General features: G+C 72.4%; 9 protein-coding genes. 7 read left to right on the top strand and 2 right to left on the bottom strand.

The window, feature by feature from the left end; genetic code table 11:
* The first annotated feature begins 7 nt into the window (after nt 1–7).
* The 4 genes from H577_RS0103875 to H577_RS0103860 are packed head-to-tail and all read left to right on the top strand — an operon-like array spanning nt 8 to nt 6881.
* Entirely contained in the window at nt 8–1378 is a 1371-nt protein-coding gene (locus H577_RS0103875; RefSeq protein WP_029144838.1) for a hypothetical protein, read from the top strand.
* A complete protein-coding gene (locus H577_RS17545; RefSeq protein ID WP_029144837.1) occupies nt 1375–2340 on the top strand; it encodes an FHA domain-containing protein in 966 nt (321 codons plus the stop codon). Before H577_RS0103875 ends, H577_RS17545 begins: the two co-directional genes overlap by 4 nt.
* Nucleotides 2337–6299 carry a type VII secretion protein EccC gene (locus H577_RS0103865; protein WP_029144836.1) on the top strand — a complete coding sequence of 1321 codons (3963 nt, stop codon included), beginning with the start codon at nt 2337–2339 and terminating at the stop codon, nt 6297–6299. Before H577_RS17545 ends, H577_RS0103865 begins: the two co-directional genes overlap by 4 nt.
* Nucleotides 6300–6320: 21 nt before the next feature.
* Entirely contained in the window at nt 6321–6881 is a 561-nt protein-coding gene (locus tag H577_RS0103860; protein ID WP_029144835.1) for an acyl-CoA thioesterase, read from the top strand.
* A 17-nt stretch (nt 6882–6898) separates the two neighbouring features.
* Here H577_RS0103860 and H577_RS0103855 read toward each other — a convergent pair whose 3' ends face one another.
* Nucleotides 6899–7780, bottom strand: coding sequence for a LysR family transcriptional regulator (locus tag H577_RS0103855; protein WP_029144834.1), 882 nt, complete (start codon nt 7778–7780; stop codon nt 6899–6901).
* 116 nt (nt 7781–7896) lie between these two features.
* Here H577_RS0103855 and H577_RS0103850 point away from each other — a divergent pair, with 116 nt between their 5' ends.
* Complete coding sequence (locus H577_RS0103850; RefSeq protein ID WP_029144833.1) at nt 7897–11619, top strand: proline dehydrogenase family protein; 3723 nt, start codon at nt 7897–7899, stop codon at nt 11617–11619.
* Nucleotides 11620–11744: 125 nt separating this feature from the next.
* Here H577_RS0103850 and H577_RS16870 read toward each other — a convergent pair whose 3' ends face one another.
* Complete coding sequence (locus H577_RS16870) at nt 11745–13502, bottom strand: DUF222 domain-containing protein (protein ID WP_051191705.1); 1758 nt, start codon at nt 13500–13502, stop codon at nt 11745–11747.
* 521 nt (nt 13503–14023) lie between these two features.
* Between H577_RS16870 and ddaH the strand changes: the two genes are divergently transcribed.
* Both ddaH and rocD read left to right on the top strand, forming a co-directional pair.
* A complete protein-coding gene (ddaH, locus tag H577_RS15005) occupies nt 14024–14977 on the top strand; it encodes a dimethylargininase (protein ID WP_084515779.1) in 954 nt (317 codons plus the stop codon).
* A complete protein-coding gene (gene rocD / locus H577_RS0103835; RefSeq protein WP_029144832.1) occupies nt 14974–16197 on the top strand; it encodes an ornithine--oxo-acid transaminase in 1224 nt (407 codons plus the stop codon). Before ddaH ends, rocD begins: the two co-directional genes overlap by 4 nt.
* Nucleotides 16198–16199: the final 2 nt, after the last annotated feature.

The following is a 16199-nucleotide window of genomic DNA, read 5'->3' as shown; positions in this document are numbered from 1 at the left end:
TGGGCTGGTGGACTCGGTCGAACAGGCAGCGCGCCGCCGCATCGTGATCTGCGACGGAGCGACCCGGTACGACATCGCCGCGCCCGTCGACCTGACGGTGGCCGCCGTGCTCGGCCGGATCGGCGTCGCCGACGGCGCGCGCACCCTCACCGTGCGCGACGGTGAGGGTCGCGAGGTGGACCGCGGACGTGCCCTGCGCGACTGTGCGGACGGCGACATCCTCGCCGTCGTCGACACCTCCGTGTCGCCCGTCGGGCCCCGGCGCTCCTCTCGCGATCCGGGCGCAGCGGCCGGTTCGGACGCGGCCGTGTGGACGGCGACCGGAGCGGTCGCGCTCGGCGCGCTCGCACTGGCGGCGGTGGCCACCGGGCTGACGGCGCCGTTGACCACGATCGTCGCAGCGGTCTTCGCCGCCACCGCGGTCGCGGGCGGTGTGGTCTGGGCCCGACGCGCGGGCACCGACCCGGCCTCAGGCATCGCCGGGGCCTTCGCCCCGCTCGCCCTCGCGTTCGCCGCCGGAGTGCTCGCCGCCCCGTCACTGCCGTGGGGCGGTGCGCACATCGCCGTGCTCTGCGCAGGAGCCGCCGTGGCGGTGCTGGCCGCGGCGCTCGCTGTCATCACCGCCGACCGGACCGCGGCCGCCGCGCTCGGCGCGGTCGCCGTGCTGACGGCGGGCGTCGTCGCGCTCTGGGCGCTCACCGTCGTGTTCGCCCTGCCCGCCGCCGCGGCGTGCGCCGTGACGCTCGGCGCGGCACCGGTGGTGCTGCGCGCGCTGCCGGCGACCGCGGTGAGCGCCCGACCGGGGATGTTCATCGACTTCGTGCGGTTCCAGACACTGCGCTGGACCGTGCGCGAGCCCGAGCCCGACCCCGCGCACGTGGTCACCGCCGACGCCGCCCGTGACGTGGTCACCCGGTCGATGGCGCTGTGGCGGGCGGGAGCCGCGGTCGTGGGCATCGCGGTCATGATCAGCGCGCCGGCGGCGCTGATCCCCTTGGCCGCCGCGCCGCTCGTCCGCGCCGGGCAGATCGCCCTCGCGGTCTGCGTGCTGGTCGCGCTGACGCTGCAGAGCCGGCGCGCGTCGGACGGGCTGCTGCGATGGATGCCGCGGGCCGCGGCGTTCGTCGTGGCGCTCGCACTGGCCGGCGCGGCGACCCGGGCCGTGGCCGCGACCGTGGTGCCGGTCACCGCCGGGGCGGTGCTCGCGGCGGCGGTCGCCGCGGCCGTGCTCATCGTTCCGGTCGCCCGCGGTGCGCGCTCGTTGCGCTGGTCGCGGCTGGGAGACGTGCTCGAGGCACTGGCCGTGGCGCTGGCGTTGCCCGCCGGCCTATTGGCGGCGGGGGTCGTCGATCTCGTGCGTGGAATGATGGCCTCATGACCGCCGGCCCCGCCACCGACGGCCGCACGACGGCCGTGCAGATCGCCCCCGCCGGCATCGCCGCGCGGCTGGCGGCACTGACCGTCGACCTCGCGGCCGTCGCGATCGTGGCATCCGTCGTGCTGCTGGCCACCCGATCACCGGTCTTCGCGGTCGTGGCCGTGGCCGAGGCGGTGCTGGCACTGTGGATCCTGCAGGCGCGCACCGGTGCGGGCCTGGGCGGCCTGCTCATGCGGCTGCGCACCGCACGCATGGACGCGCCCGCCTCGCCCGGCGGCGCCCGCACACTGGTGCGGGGCCTGTTCACCATGGCCGGCCTCGCGGTGTTCGGCGTCGGCGCCTGGCTGCTGGAGCTCACCGGTGTGCGCGAGCACAGCGGATGGCGCCGGTCGTGGGCCGATCGCGCCACCGGCACCGTCGTGGTGGCGCTACCTCACGCAACAGCCCAGCCTGCACCCGTCGCCCAGCCTGCCCCTGTCCCGCAACCTGTGCCCGTCCCGCAGCCCGTGCCTGTCCCGCAGCCTGTGCCTGTCGCGCAGCCCGTGCCCGAGGCATCCACGCCCCCCGCCGACGCGCCGCTGCGACGACGCACCCGCACCGCGGCACCGGAGGCGGCCGGCAGTGTGCTGCTGCTGCTGGACACGGGCCAGCGCGTGCAGGTGCCGGTGCCGGCGGCGGTGGTGCTCGGGCGCAACCCGGCCGCCGTGCAGCCCGGAGACCTCGTGGTCGAGGTCGACGACCCGGCCCGTACCGTGTCGAAGTCGCACAGTCGCCTCGAGCTGACCGCCGAGGGCACCTGGGTGATCGATCTGGACTCGATGAACGGCACCGACCTGCTGTTCGAAGACGGGGCCGCCCGCACCCTCCCCGCCGGGGTGCGCACGCTCGTCGAGGACGGCATGCGCGTGCGCATCGGCGACCGCACCATCACCCTGACCAGACTGGCCGGAGCACAAGCATGAGCGGCGGATCACGCCTCGCGCCCCCACGCAAGCCCGTCGACCGGATCGTCGTGCAGCCGCCGCCCGAACTGGTGCCCAGCGAGGGCGGGTCCGGCATCCTCACCTCGCTGCTGCCCCTGGTCGGCAGCCTGGGCGCCATCATCATGGTCACGATGACCAACGCCGGCCCCACCGGGTACCTCACCGGCGGCATGTTCCTGCTCTCGTCGCTCGGCTTCGTCGCGGTCAACGGCTGGCGGCAGCGCTCGCAGCACACCGCGCAGGTGCTGGCCAACCGTCGCGACTACCTGGCCTACCTCGCCCAGTTGCGCGAGAGCGTGCGCGTCGCCGCCCGACAGCAGCGTCGGCACGACAACTGGGATAACCCCGCCCCGGCCACACTGCCGTTCCTCGTCGAGGAGCGCACCCGGGTCTGGGAGCGGCGTCCGGCGGACGAACGATTCCTGCACGTGCGGGTGGGGGTGTCGGACCAGCCGCTCTCGCTCACCCTGGCCGCTCCCGAACTCCCCCCGCTGGCGCAGCTGGACCCGGTCGCCGCGTCGGCCGCGCACCGGCTCATGCTCACCCACGAGATGCAGCACGCGCTGCCGGTCGCGGTGGACGTGCGCGGGTACGCGCGCGTGGAGATCACCGGGCTGGATGCCGGCCGGGTGCGCTCGCTCGCCCGCTCGATGCTCGTGGGCATCGCCGCCCTGCACGACCCCGAAGACGTCGTGATCGCGGTGCTGTCGGCCGACGCCCACCTCGCCGAATGGGAATGGGTGAAATGGCTGCCGCACGCGCACTCGCAGCGCGTGCAGGACCGCCTGGGCGCCGCGCGCATGATCAGCGGGTCGCTGGACGCGCTCAAAGACATGCTGCCGTCGGGCCTGGCCGAACGCGGCCGGTTCCAGCGCGACGGCGTGCGCCCGTCGCCGCACGTGGTGCTGGTCGCCGACGGCGTCTCACTGCCGGTCGGCGACCCGCTGGTGGGCATCGAGGGCGTGCAGGGCGTCACCGTCATCGACCTGCCCGAACGGTGGGGCGAGCTCGAAGACCCGGCGATCTGCCGGCTGGCCGTGCCCGGCGACGACGGACAGGGCGAGATCCTCGACGTCACCGAGGCCACGCGCCCGTTCACCCCGGATGCCACCACCGTGGTGGAGGCCGAAGCCACGGCCCGTCGGCTCATGGCCCTGCGCCCGGTGCCGGTCGCCTCGGGCGGCGACGCGGCCACGACCACCGTCGGCCAGCGCGAACTGGTCGACCTGCTGGGCCTGCCCGACGTGCGCGACCTCGACCTGGACCGCACCTGGGCGCCGCGACTGGAACGCGACCGGCTGCGCGTGCCGATCGGCCAGGACACCACCGGCGCCCCACTCGTGCTCGACCTGAAAGAGGCGGCCCAGCAGGGCATGGGCCCGCACGGCGTGCTGATCGGTGCGACCGGGTCGGGCAAGTCCGAGGTGCTGCGCACCCTGGTGCTGGCCCTCGCACTGACCCATTCGCCCGAGCAGCTGAACTTCGTGCTCGTGGACTTCAAGGGCGGCGCCACGTTCGCCGGCATGGCCGGGATGCCCCACGTGTCGGCCGTGATCACGAACCTGGGCAGCGAGCTGGCGCTGGTCGACCGGTTCCAGGACGCGCTGCAGGGCGAGATCGTGCGGCGGCAGGAGCTGCTGCGGGCCGCCGGCAACTTCGCCAACGTCACCGACTATGAGAAGGCGCGCCGCGGCGGCCGCACCGACCTGGAGCCGCTGCCGGCGCTGCTGATCGTGGCCGACGAGTTCTCGGAGCTGCTGGCCGCCAAGCCGGAGTTCGTGGACAGCTTCATCAACATCGGCCGGGTCGGCCGGTCGCTGGCCGTCCACCTGCTGCTGGCGTCGCAGCGCCTCGAAGAGGGCAAGCTGCGGGGCCTGGACACCTACCTGTCGTACCGCGTCGGTCTGCGCACGTTCTCTGCCGCCGAATCGCGCACCGTGCTGGGCGTGCCCGACGCGTACACCCTGCCGCAGGAGCCGGGCGTCGGCTACCTCAAGTCGGGCACCGACGAGCTCGTGCAGTTCCGGGCCGCGTACGTCTCGGGGCCGCCCAAGGGCCGGCGCAGCGCAGCGGCCGGTGGCGGCGACGTGCGCGCCGACGCGGCCGAGATCGATGTGTTCACGGCCGCGAACCAGGCGTTGGACGTCGAGGTCGAGGCATCCGCCCCGCCCGTGCGCGAGCCGGTCGCGCGCGAGTCGCGGTCGACGTTCGAGCTGGCCGTCGACCGGATGGCCGGCCGCGGCCCGGCGGCGCACCAGGTGTGGCTGCCGCCGCTCGCCGAGCCGGCGACCCTCGACCAGCTCATGCCCGATCTCGCGCCCGATCCCGAGCTGGGGCTGGTGTCGCGGGCGTGGCGGGATGCCGGGGCCCTGACGGTGCCGCTGGGGATCGTCGACGTGCCGCTCGAGCAGCGCCGTGAGCAGCTCACGGTCTCGCTCGGCGGCGCGGCCGGGCATGTCGCGATCGTGGGCGGACCGCTCAGCGGAAAGTCGACCCTCGCGCGCACCCTGGTGTCGGCGCTGGCGCTGACCACCACGCCGCAGGAAGCACAGTTCTACGTGCTCGACTTCGGTGGCGGGGCGTTCGCGGGCATGCAGCAGCACCCGCACATCGCCGGCATCGCCACGCGCACCGACGAGGAATCGGTGCGACGCACGGTCGCCGAGATCGAGGGCATCCTCGACGCGCGTGAGGTGTACTTCCGCGAGCACGGCATCGACTCGATCGACACCTACCGGCAGCGGCGTGCGGCCGGCATCGTCGACGACGGCTACGGCGACGTGTTCTGCGTGATCGACGGGTGGGCGACGCTGCGCAGCGAGTACGAGATGCTCGAACCGCGGGTGCAGACCATCGCCGCCCGGGGCCTGGGCTTCGGCATCCACGTCGTGGTCACCGCCAACCGGTGGTTGGAGATCCGTGCCAGTCTGAAGGACCTCATCCAGACCCGACTCGAGCTGCGGCTGGGAGATCCCACCGACTCCGAGATCGACCGCAAACAGGCGGCGAACGTGCCCAGCGGCATGCCCGGACGCGGGCTCAGCCGGGCGCGGCTGCAGATGCTGGGGGCCCTGCCCCGCGTCGACGGCGATCAGGACCCGGGGCGCCTGGCGGACGGCGTGGACGACATGATCGCCCGGATGCGCCAGGCGTGGCACGGCCCTGCCGGGCCCAAACTGAGGCTGCTGCCGCGGATGCTCACCCTCGACGAGGCGCGCGCGCAGGCCGGCGACGGCTTCGGGCAGCTGCTGCTGGGCGTCGAAGAGGCGCACCTGCGCCCGTTCGGCATCGACCCGCTCAACGAGGCGCACGCGTACCTGTACGGCGACGCGGGCATGGGCAAGACGGCGTTCCTGCGCGGCATCGTGCGCGAGATCACCCGCCGCTACGGCCCCACCCAGGTGAAGATCTTCCTCGTGGACTACCGTCGGTCGCTGCTGGGCGAGGTGCCGGCGGACTACCTGGGGGCGTATCTGACCTCGCACGACATGGCGATGGCGGGCATGCAGGAGCTGGCCGAGTTCTTCAGCGGGCGCATCCCGGGGCCCGACGTGACCGCCGAACAGTTGCGCAACCGCAGCTGGTGGAGCGGGGCCGAAGGCTACATCCTCGTCGACGACTACGACCTGGTGGCCACCAGTCAGGGCAACCCGCTCGCGGTGCTGCAGCCGCTGCTCGCGCAGGCCTCGGACCTCGGCCTGCACGTCATCCTCACCCGGCGCACCGGCGGTGCCGGGCGCGCGGCCTACGACCCGATCATCCAGCGGTTCACCGACCTCGGCGTCACCGGCATCCTGCTGGGCGGCAACCCCGAAGAAGGCGCGCTGATCGGTCGCCTCAAGCCCGTGCCGTCGGCACCGGGCCGTGCCCAGGTGGTCAGCCGCAGCATGGGCACGTTCTCGGCACAGCTGGTGTTCGCCCCGCCCACTGCCGAGTGAGGCCGGGTAGCATCGGCGCTCGTGAACGTGATCTGGCGGACCCTCCTCATCCACCTGCAGGCCCGACGTCGGATGCGGCGCGGGCAGACCCTTCCGATGACCGGTGTCGGCACGATCCGGCTGACCACGCTGCCCAGCGACATCGACATCCTGCGCCACATGAACAACGGACGCTACCTGTCGCTGTTCGACCTCGGGCGGTGGGACCTGCTCGTGCGCACCGGGCTGTGGGACGCGATGCGCCGCAACGGCTGGTACGCGGTCGTGGCCGCCGAGACCATCACGTTCCGCAAGTCCCTGCAGCTCTGGCAGCGCTTCGACGTCGAATCCCGCTTTCTCGGTCATGACGACCGGGCCGTCTACATGGAACACCGCGCGGTCGTGGACGGCGAGATCTACGCCCGGGCCATCATCCGCGCCCGGATGATGCGCCGCTCGGGCGGCACCCTGCCGCACGAGGAACTGTTCGCCGCCACCGGCCGGCCGCAGCAGGTGCCCGACGTCGAGCCGTGGGTGCACGACTGGGCCGAGGCATCCCGACTGCCGTCGACCGGTCGGGCAGCTCCCAGCGTCTGGCGGTAGCGCTCGGCGGGCCGGGCTCAGCGCGCGGCGAACGCGTCGTGCAGCGCCGTGCGCACGGCCAGGATGCCACTGCGCCCGGCGGTCGCGCGGCGTGCGGCTGTGAACAGCTCACGCGAGGGCGCCTGCGGCAGCTCGACCAGGCGCGCGGTCGGCGCCGTCCCGCTCCACACCAGGTCGGGCAGCAGCCCCACCGCGTGACCTGCGGTGATCAACCGCACCTGCGCGGTCAGGTCGGCGATCTCGAACCGCACGTCGGGCTCGAACCCGGCCGCCCGGCACTGCTCGGCGGCCCACCGCCTCGCCGCCGTGCCGCGCGGCTCCATCACCCACGCCCGATCGCGCAGCGCCGCCAGCTCGCCCGCGGGATCCTGTGGCGGCAGCGCCAGCCGGATCGGATCGCGCCCGAGCGAGACCCGGTCCAGGTCGGGCCGGTGCTCGCGTGACGAGCCCGGGTACTGCTCGGCGATCACCAGGTCGAACCGGCGGGCCGACAGCTCGAACAGCCCCTCTTCGGGCGGCACGTCGGCCACCTCGACCCGCAGGTCGGGCTCGCGCTGCGCGAGCAGGGTCAGCGCCGGGGCGAGGATCGCCTGCGCCGCCGTCTGCATCACCGCCACCCGCACCGGCGCCGCGCCCGGCCGCAGCCGCTCCAGCTCGCCCCGCGCCTGCTCGTCCAGCTGCAGCATCCGTTCCGCGTGCGCGGCCAGCAGCCGGCCGTGGTCGGTCAGCCGCACCCCGCGCCCGTCCGGTTCGAGCAGCGTCACGCCGGCATCGCGCTCGAGCAGCGCCAACTGCTGCGAGATCGTCGACGGGCTGTACGACAGGGCCTCGGCCACCGCCGCCAGGGTGCCGCGCAGCGCGAGTTCGTGCAGCATCCGCAACCTGCGCAGCTCGAACACCGCACCTCCCGGGATCATCCCAGCAATCATTGGGAAAATCGAAGTCAATCGATCATAGATCATCGCTTTTCATGATGAGTGGGATGCCGCATCCTGGAAGCGTGGAGGACAAGCAGATGGCCCAGACCGACGACGCCCTGACGACGCCGCAGCTCGCCGACGATGCGGTCGCGCTCGCCCGGCGGTGGGTGGACGAGTCCGCGAAGGCGGTCGTCGATCCGGCCGCGCAGCGACTGGCCGGCGTGCTGCAGGACGAGAACGGCCTGCCGTTCACCATCGGCTTCGTCGACGGGGTGATGCGTCCCGAGTCGCTGTCGGCGGCGGCATCCAATCTGCACCGCGTGGCCCCGCTGGTGCCGCGCTTTCTGCCGTGGTACCTGCGCACCGCGGTGCGCATCGGCGGCGCCGTCGCGCCGGTGCTGCCCTACCCGGTGGTGCCCATCGCCCGACGCGTGCTGCGCGGCATGGTCGGTCATCTCATCGTCGATGCGCGGCCCGAGAAGCTCGGCGCCGCCATCGAGAAGCTGCGTGGCACCGGCCACCGGCTGAACCTCAACCTGCTCGGCGAGGCGGTGCTCGGCGAGGCCGAGGCGAAACGCCGACTCGACGGCATCCACGACCTCATCCGCCGCCCCGACGTCGACTACGTCTCGGTGAAGGTGTCGGCGATCGTCAGCCACCTGTCGATGTGGGCATTCGAGCAGGTCGTCGACACGGTCGTCGAGCGGCTGAAGCCGCTGTATGTCACCGCCGCTGGCAACGGCACCTTCATCAACCTCGACATGGAGGAGTACCGCGACCTCGACCTGACCATCGCGGTGTTCACCCGGATCCTCGCCGACCCGCGGCTGAAGGACCTCGAGGCCGGTATCGTGCTGCAGGCGTATCTGCCCGACGCGCTACCGGCGCTCGACCGGCTCACCGACTGGGCCGGTCAGCGGGTCGACGCCGGTGGTGCCCGCATCAAGGTGCGTCTGGTCAAGGGCGCCAACCTTGCCATGGAGCATGTGGATGCGGTCATGCACGGCTGGCCGCAGGCGCCGTACCGCAGCAAGGTCGACAGCGACGCGAACTACCTGCGCTGCCTCGACGCCGCGTTCGACCCCGCCCGCACCCGGGCTGTGCGCATGGGCGTGGCCGGCCACAACCTGTTCGACATCGCCTATGCGTGGCTGCTGGCCGGGCAGCGTGGCGTGCGCGACGACATCGAGTTCGAGATGCTGCTGGGCATGGCCCAGGGGCAGGTCGAGGCGGTCTCGCGCGAGGTCGGCGCGGTGCTGCTGTATGTGCCGGTCGTCAAGCCCAGCGAGTTCGACGTCGCCATCAGCTACCTGGTGCGGCGACTGGAAGAGAACGCGTCGACCGAGAACTTCCTGTCGGCCGCGTTCGAGCTGCACGAGGACGCGTCGCTGTTCGACCGCGAGCGCGGTCGGTTCGTCGCCTCGATCGAGCGCGCCGCCGACCCCGCGTTGCACACCGGCCCGTTCCGCACCCAGGACCGTGCCGCCGAGGTTCCGGTCGTCGACGAGGGCCGCATCCGCCGCGATGCGCCGGCCGGCGACGAACAGGGGCTCACCCAGGCCGTGCTCGGCGCCGAAGAAGTGCTCTTCGGCGGCGAAGGATTCGTCGAGACCGCGGTCTTCTCGCCGCGCGAGTCGGGCACCCGTGCGGTGGGCGCTCCCGGGTTCCGCAACACGCCCGACTCCGACCCGGCGCTGCCGGCGAACCGGGTGTGGGCCGACGAGATCATCGCCCGCATCGAGACCTCGACCGCGGGCGACGACACCCTGGCCGGCGCCCGGGTGACCGATGCGAACGCGCTCGTGGGCATCGTCGCGCAGGTGAAGGATGCCGCAGCCGCCTGGGGCGGGATGCCGGCGGCCGAGCGCTCGGCGGTGCTGCAGGCCGCCGCGAGGGCGCTCGAGGCGCGACGCGGGGAACTCATCGAGGTCGCGGCATCCGAGACCGGAAAGGTGTTCAGCGAGGGCGATGTCGAGGTCAGTGAGGCCGTCGACTTCGCGAACTACTATGCGGCGACGGCGCGCGAGCTCGACGGGGTCGCCGGCGCGGTGTTCGTGCCGGCGCAGGTGACCGTGGTGACCCCGCCCTGGAACTTTCCGGTGGCGATCCCGACCGGTGGCGTGCTGGCGGCGCTGGCCGCCGGCTCGGGCGTGGTGTTCAAGCCCGCGCCGCAGGCCCGCCGCTGCGCGGCCGTCATCAGTGAGGCGCTGTGGGAGGCCGGTGTGCCGCGCGAACTGCTCGCGCTGGTGGACATCGACGAGGGCGACCTCGGCCGGCAGCTGATCACCCACCCGGACGTGGACCGGGTGATCCTCACCGGGTCGTGGGAGACGGCGGCACTGTTCCGGTCGTGGCGGCCCGACCTGCCGCTGCTGGCCGAGACCAGCGGCAAGAACGCCATGATCGTGATGCCGTCCGCCGACCTCGACCTGGCGGCATCCGATCTGGTCAAGAGCGCCTTCGGGCACGCCGGGCAGAAGTGCTCGGCGGCGTCGCTGGCGATCCTCGTCGGCCCGGTCGGGCGCAGCGAGAGGTTCCGCCGGCAGCTCATCGACTCGGTGCGGTCGCTGCGGGTCGGGCCGCCCAGCGACGCGACCAGCGAGGTCGGCCCGGTGATCGAGAAGCCGCACGGCAAGCTGGAATGGGCGCTGACCACGCTCGAGGCGGGCGAGCAGTGGCTGGTCAAGCCCGAGCCGCTGGACGTCGGGCCCGAGACCGCCGGCCGGTTCTGGACGCCGGGCGTGCGCGTGGGCGTCGTGCCGGGGTCGCGGTTCCACCGTGAGGAGTTCTTCGGGCCGGTCATGGGCGTGATGCACGCCGCCACCCTGGCCGAGGCCATCGAGATCCAGAACGGCGTGGCCTATGGGTTGACCGCGGGGCTGTACACACAGAACCCCGACGACCTGGCGGTCTGGCTCGACCGGGTCGAGGCGGGGAACCTGTACGTGAACCGCGGCATCACCGGTGCGATCGTGCAGCGGCAGCCGTTCGGCGGGTGGAAGCGCTCGTCGGTGGGCGCCGGCACGAAGGCGGGCGGCCCGAACTACCTGATCGGGCTGGGCTCGTGGCGTGCGACGGCGGGGTCGGGGGCATCCACCACCCTGCATCTGCGCGGTCTGGATACGCGCATCACCGATGTGATCGAGGCGGCGCAGCCGGCGCTGGACTATCCGGCGTTCGAGTGGCTGCGCCGGGGTGCGCTGTCGGACGCGATCGCGTGGGAGCGCGAGTTCGGGCAGGTGCGCGACGTGTCGCACCTGGGTGTCGAGCGCAACCTGTTCCGGTACCGGCCGCTGCCGGTGGCGGTGCGGGCGCTGCCCGACGCGTCGCTGCAGGAGGTGCTGCGCGTGGCGATCGCGGGCGTGCGCGCCGGCGCGACGTTCACACTGTCGCTGTCGACCGGGGTGCCGGCGCAGGTGCGGCGGGTGCTGGCCGACCAGCAGGTCGCGGTGTTCGTCGAGAACGACGCACAGTTCCTGGAGCGGATCGGCGCCGGCCCCGGGTCGGTCGATGCGATGACGGATGCCGCCGGCCCCGGCGTCGGCCCTGGCTTGGGCGGTGCGGGCTCGGACGGTGCGGGTTCAGGTGGTGCGGGGCGGCCGCCGCGGGTGCGGCTGATCGGCCGGCCCGAGACGGTGGCGGCGGCGCATCGCGCGCTCGCCGAGGCCGTGGGCGGCGACCCCGACCTGGCGGTCTACGACAACGAGGTGACCACGGCGGGGCGGCTCGAGCTGCTGCCGTTCCTGCACGAGCAGGCGATCGCGATCACCGCGCACCGCTTCGGCAACCCGGATGACTGGTCGGAGAACGTGATCTGACGCGGTCGCGGCGTGTGAACACCCCCGCGTGACCGCGGGGCGGGTTCGCCGTCCATGCCCGGCATGGCGGACCGCACGAGGGCCGCGTGCGCGGCGGCGTGGACCGCACCAGGAGGGCGGCGAGATCAGAACGGCGCGGGGTCATCCGCGGGGTCGTAAGCCGGCCACGCGTGCATCTGCGCGTCTGGATGTGCGTGCGGATGCGGGTCGGGATCCAGCCACGGCGCGGGCACGAATCTGACGGAGCCGGGTGGTCTTGTCACGTGGTGCCGTCCGGTCGGCGCGACCCAGATCAGCACCCCGCCGGGGAGCTGCTGGACCGTCCAGTCGGTGTTGTGCTTGAGCGTGTGGTGGCGCTTGCACAGGTGTTCCAGGTTGCACAGGCAGGTCGGTCCACCTTCGGCGTACGCGACGGTGTGGTCGATGTCGCACTTCTGGGCGGGGCGCCGGCATCCCGGGAACCGGCATCGTTCATCGCGCACCCGCAGAAACCGGCGTTGTGCCGCGGTCGGATCGTGCTTGTCGATGCAGATCGGTACGCCCGTGTCGGGATCGACGAACACGCGCATCCAGTGCGGGGCGATCGCGGCGTAGTGTGCGGCGGTCGCCGTCTCGATCGGACCGACCCCGTCGACCGCGGCGCCGCCGACGGTCTGCCCGGTCAGGGCGGTGGCGGGGATCGTGATCTGGACGGTCGGAGTGATCCCGTTGAGCGTGTCTTTGCGATCATCGGTCGTGCCGTGCCCGTGGCTGGCCGTGGTCAACACGAGGTCACAGAGCACGTCGGTCATGAGCTGATCCCGGGTCCGCTCGTCGAACACCGGCTCCTCATCGTCCGCCACCGCGGGCGCGCCGTCGGGCACTGCTGCACCGGTGGAGCCACGTCCACAGCCCGCCGCGGGACCACCGACCGGCCCTGTCGCATCGATCGGCACTGTCGTGTCCACCGGGTCCGCCGGGTCCGTCGCATCGCCCGGCGCCGTCGCATCGCCCGGCGCCGTCGCATCGACCGGACCTGCTGCGTCGGCCGGCTCCGTCGCATGGGCCGGCGCTGGCGCATCGGCCGGCGTCGCGTCGCCGGGTCCGGTCGCCTCGGTGCTGGTCGTCTCGCTCGCGCCGGGCCCAACGACCTGTGCGGAGCCGTGGCCGGGTGCGGCGGTGTCACCGGGCTCGCCGGACGCGCCGTTCGCACGGCGGAATTGCCACTCGGACTTGTCGGCCGCGTTCTGTGCGAGCAGCTCACCGGCCATGTCGCTCGCCCGGTTGTACATGCCGACGAGCTGGTCGGTGGGTCCGTCGATCGTCAACCGGGACAGTCCCGCCCGCAGGTGCCGCAGCGTGACCTTGCGGGCCGTCGCCGCTTCTTTCACGCGTCGCTCGGTGCCCTCGGGGTCGAGCCGCTGCACCAGCCCCGCCACCGCGTGCTTCAATTGTGCCGGGGTCATCTCCCGGGCCATGTCGCGGGCAACATCCTGGAACTCGGCCTGCACGATCGGGTCGTCGATTTCGGCGCCGGCGTCGGCGATGATCGAGCCGTGCGCGGGGGAGAGTGACCCGTCGCTGACGTCGCACAGAGTGTCGAAGAACTCGTTCACGAGCAGGCGTGCCTGACCGGCTTTACGCGCAACCTGCCATTCGCTCATATGCAGCGTCGCCGCGATCTCGGCATACACCTCACGCTGGGCCAACTGCGGGTCGCGGGATGCGGTGCCCAGGCTGCGGCGGTGGGCGCGCTCCATTTCGCGACGCTGCACCAGCGTCTCGACCTTGTCGAAGGCGACCATCTGCGCCGCGAATGCACGGCACTCCGCCGCCCGTGATTGCGTGAGGCTGTCGAGCAGTTCATCCAGCTCGGCGACCGACGGCGACATCGCGATGGTCATATCGGTCACCTCCAAGGATGTTCGAATGCTTGATGATTCAACTCTAGCAGAGATGTTCGATTCCGCAACCCCTAATCTCAGAAGATGGATTTCTTCGGTCTCGGCCCATGCGAGGCGCGGGCCGGCCCAGCTCACGCACGAGCTCGGCCAGATCGTCACACCTCGGCGCATGCGACCCGGGCGCGACAGCGTCGGCGGATGTCTCTCAGTACGTGCGCTCGGACATGTCTATGCATATGCGGACCGGTGAGCGTCAGCGCAGACTTCCGTCACGGCGACGTCGGAGCCCAGAGTCATCGCCTGATCTCGCGCCGACCGACCACCGACCACCGACGACCGGCGACAGACGACCACCCGACGGCACCGCCGCGGGCCCAGCTGAGCGCGGCCTGGCCGCGGCGGCTGCGGCGCGGTGAGAGAATGGACCCGGCGTGCCCGTGTCGCATCTTCCCCACCGTGCTGGGTCGAACTTCCGCCGGGCCTGAGGACGGCGTCCGCCATCACGTTCAGTGAGGAGCAGAATGTCCCTTTCCGAGACGGCCACCAGCCAGGCTGTGGCATCCGATCGCATCGCGCAGCACCGTCGCTACCTGATGTGCAAGCCGACCTATTTCACGGTCAGCTACGAGATCAACCCGTGGATGCACAAGGCCGTGCCCACCGACACCGCCAAGGCCGTGCGACAGTGGCAGACGCTGTACGACACGTACCTGTCGCTCGGCCACGAGGTCGAGCTGATCGACCCGGTCGAGGGCCTGCCCGACATGGTCTACACCGCCAACGGCGGCTTCATCATCGACGGCAAGGCCCTCGGCGTGCGCTTCAACGTGGGCGAGCGCCGCGGCGAGGAGCGCCCGTTCATGGACTGGTTCGCCGCCCACGGCTACGAGGTCGTCGAACCGGTCGCCGTGCAGGAAGGGGAGGGCGACATCCTGCTCGTCGGCGACACCATCCTCGCCGGCCACGGATTCCGCTCGTCGATCGACTCGCACGCCGAGATCGCCCGCGTGTTCGACCGCGAGGTCGTCTCGCTGCGCCTGGTGAACCCCAGCTTCTACCACCTCGACACCGCCATCACCGTGCTCGACCCGGTGCAGGGTCCGGGCGGCGTCGAGCACGCCAACATCGCCTACCTGCCCAGCGCCTTCGACGACGACAGCCGCCGCGTGCTCGAGCAGCGCTACCCCGACGCCATCCGCGTGCCCGAGGCCGACGGCCAGGCGTTCGGCCTGAACGCGGCCAGCGACGGCCGCAACGTCTTCATCTCGCCGCGCGCCACCGGCTACGACGCGCTGCTGCGCGATCGCGGCTACAACCCGGTGCATGTCGACCTGTCCGAGCTGCTGCTCGGCGGCGGCGGCATCAAGTGCTGCACGCTCGAGCTGCGCCCGGCACCCGGCGCAGCATCCGACTCGACGGCCGGATCGACGGCCGGCTCGGCACCCGACTCTGCACCCGACGGAGGAACCCGATGAGCACCGCCCCCACCCTCGACACCAAGGCCGTCCGCATCATCCGCGGCGAAGACGAGCACCTCGCCCACAACTACCACCCCTTGCCGGTGGTCGTGGCCACCGGCGAGGGCGTCTGGGTCACCGACGTCGAAGGCAAGCGCTACCTCGACCTGCTCTCGGCCTACTCCGCGCTGAACTTCGGGCACCGGCATCCGGCCCTCGTCGCCGCCGCCACCGAGCAGCTCGGCCGGCTCACCCTCACCAGCCGCGCGTTCCACAACGACCGGCTCGGTGCATTCGCCACGGCCCTGGCCGAGTTGTGCGGCAAAGACCTCGTGCTGCCGATGAACACCGGCGCCGAGGCGGTCGAGACCGGCATCAAGGTCGCGCGGGCGTGGGCGTACCGGGTCAAGGGCGTGGCGCCGGATGCCGCGACCGTCGTGGTCGCGAACGGAAACTTCCACGGCCGCACCACGACCATCGTCGGGTTCAGCGACGACGAGACCGCCCGCGACGGGTTCGGGCCGTTCACGCCCGGTTTCGTGCAGGTGCCGTACGGGGATGCCTCGGCCATCGACGCCGCGATCGACGAGAACACCGCCGCCGTGCTGATCGAGCCGATCCAGGGCGAGGCCGGCGTCATCATCCCGCCGGAGGGGTATCTGCGCGAGGTGCGCGAGATCTGCACGCGCCGCAACGTGCTGTTCATCGCCGACGAGATCCAGTCCGGCCTCGGCCGCGTCGGCACCACCTTCGCCTGCGACCGTGAGGACGTCGTGCCCGACGTCTACCTGCTCGGCAAGGCGCTGGGCGGCGGCATCGTGCCGGTCTCGGCGGTCGTCGCCGACCGCGACGTGCTCGGCGTCATCCGCCCCGGCGAGCACGGCTCGACGTTCGGCGGCAACCCGCTGGCCGCCGCCGTCGGCCTGCAGGTGGTCGAGATGCTCGCCTCGGGCGAGTTCCAGCAGCGCGCCGCCGCACTCGGCGAGCACCTCGCGGCAGGGCTCGGCGAGCTGATCGGCCACGGCGTCACCGCGGTGCGCGTCGCCGGGCTGTGGGCCGGGGTCGACATCGACCCGGCCGTCGGCACCGGCCGCGAGGTCGCCGAACGGCTGCTGTCGCGCGGCGTGCTCGTCAAAGACACCCACGGCCAGACCGTCCGCATCGCGCCGCCGCTGGTGATCCGCGCCACCGAGCTGGACTGGGCCATCGAGCAGCTCACGGTCGTGCTCGCCGGCTGAGA

This window comes from Microbacterium luticocti DSM 19459 (assembly GCF_000422405.1).
Lineage (GTDB): Bacteria > Actinomycetota > Actinomycetes > Actinomycetales > Microbacteriaceae > Microbacterium > Microbacterium luticocti.
This window is presented reverse-complemented; position numbering and strand designations above follow the sequence as displayed.

What these genes read in the sequence shown, in the direction of transcription:
- H577_RS0103865 (WP_029144836.1), top strand. Translation starts at nt 2,337, where the DNA reads ATGAGCGGCGGATCACGCCTCGCGCCCCCACGCAAGCCCGTCGACCGG.
- H577_RS17545 (WP_029144837.1), top strand. Translation starts at nt 1,375, where the DNA reads ATGACCGCCGGCCCCGCCACCGACGGCCGCACGACGGCCGTGCAGATC.
- H577_RS16870 (WP_051191705.1), bottom strand. Translation starts at nt 13,502, where the DNA reads ATGACCATCGCGATGTCGCCGTCGGTCGCCGAGCTGGATGAACTGCTC.
- rocD (WP_029144832.1), top strand. Translation starts at nt 14,974, where the DNA reads ATGAGCACCGCCCCCACCCTCGACACCAAGGCCGTCCGCATCATCCGC.
- ddaH (WP_084515779.1), top strand. Translation starts at nt 14,024, where the DNA reads ATGTCCCTTTCCGAGACGGCCACCAGCCAGGCTGTGGCATCCGATCGC.
- H577_RS0103850 (WP_029144833.1), top strand. Translation starts at nt 7,897, where the DNA reads ATGGCCCAGACCGACGACGCCCTGACGACGCCGCAGCTCGCCGACGAT.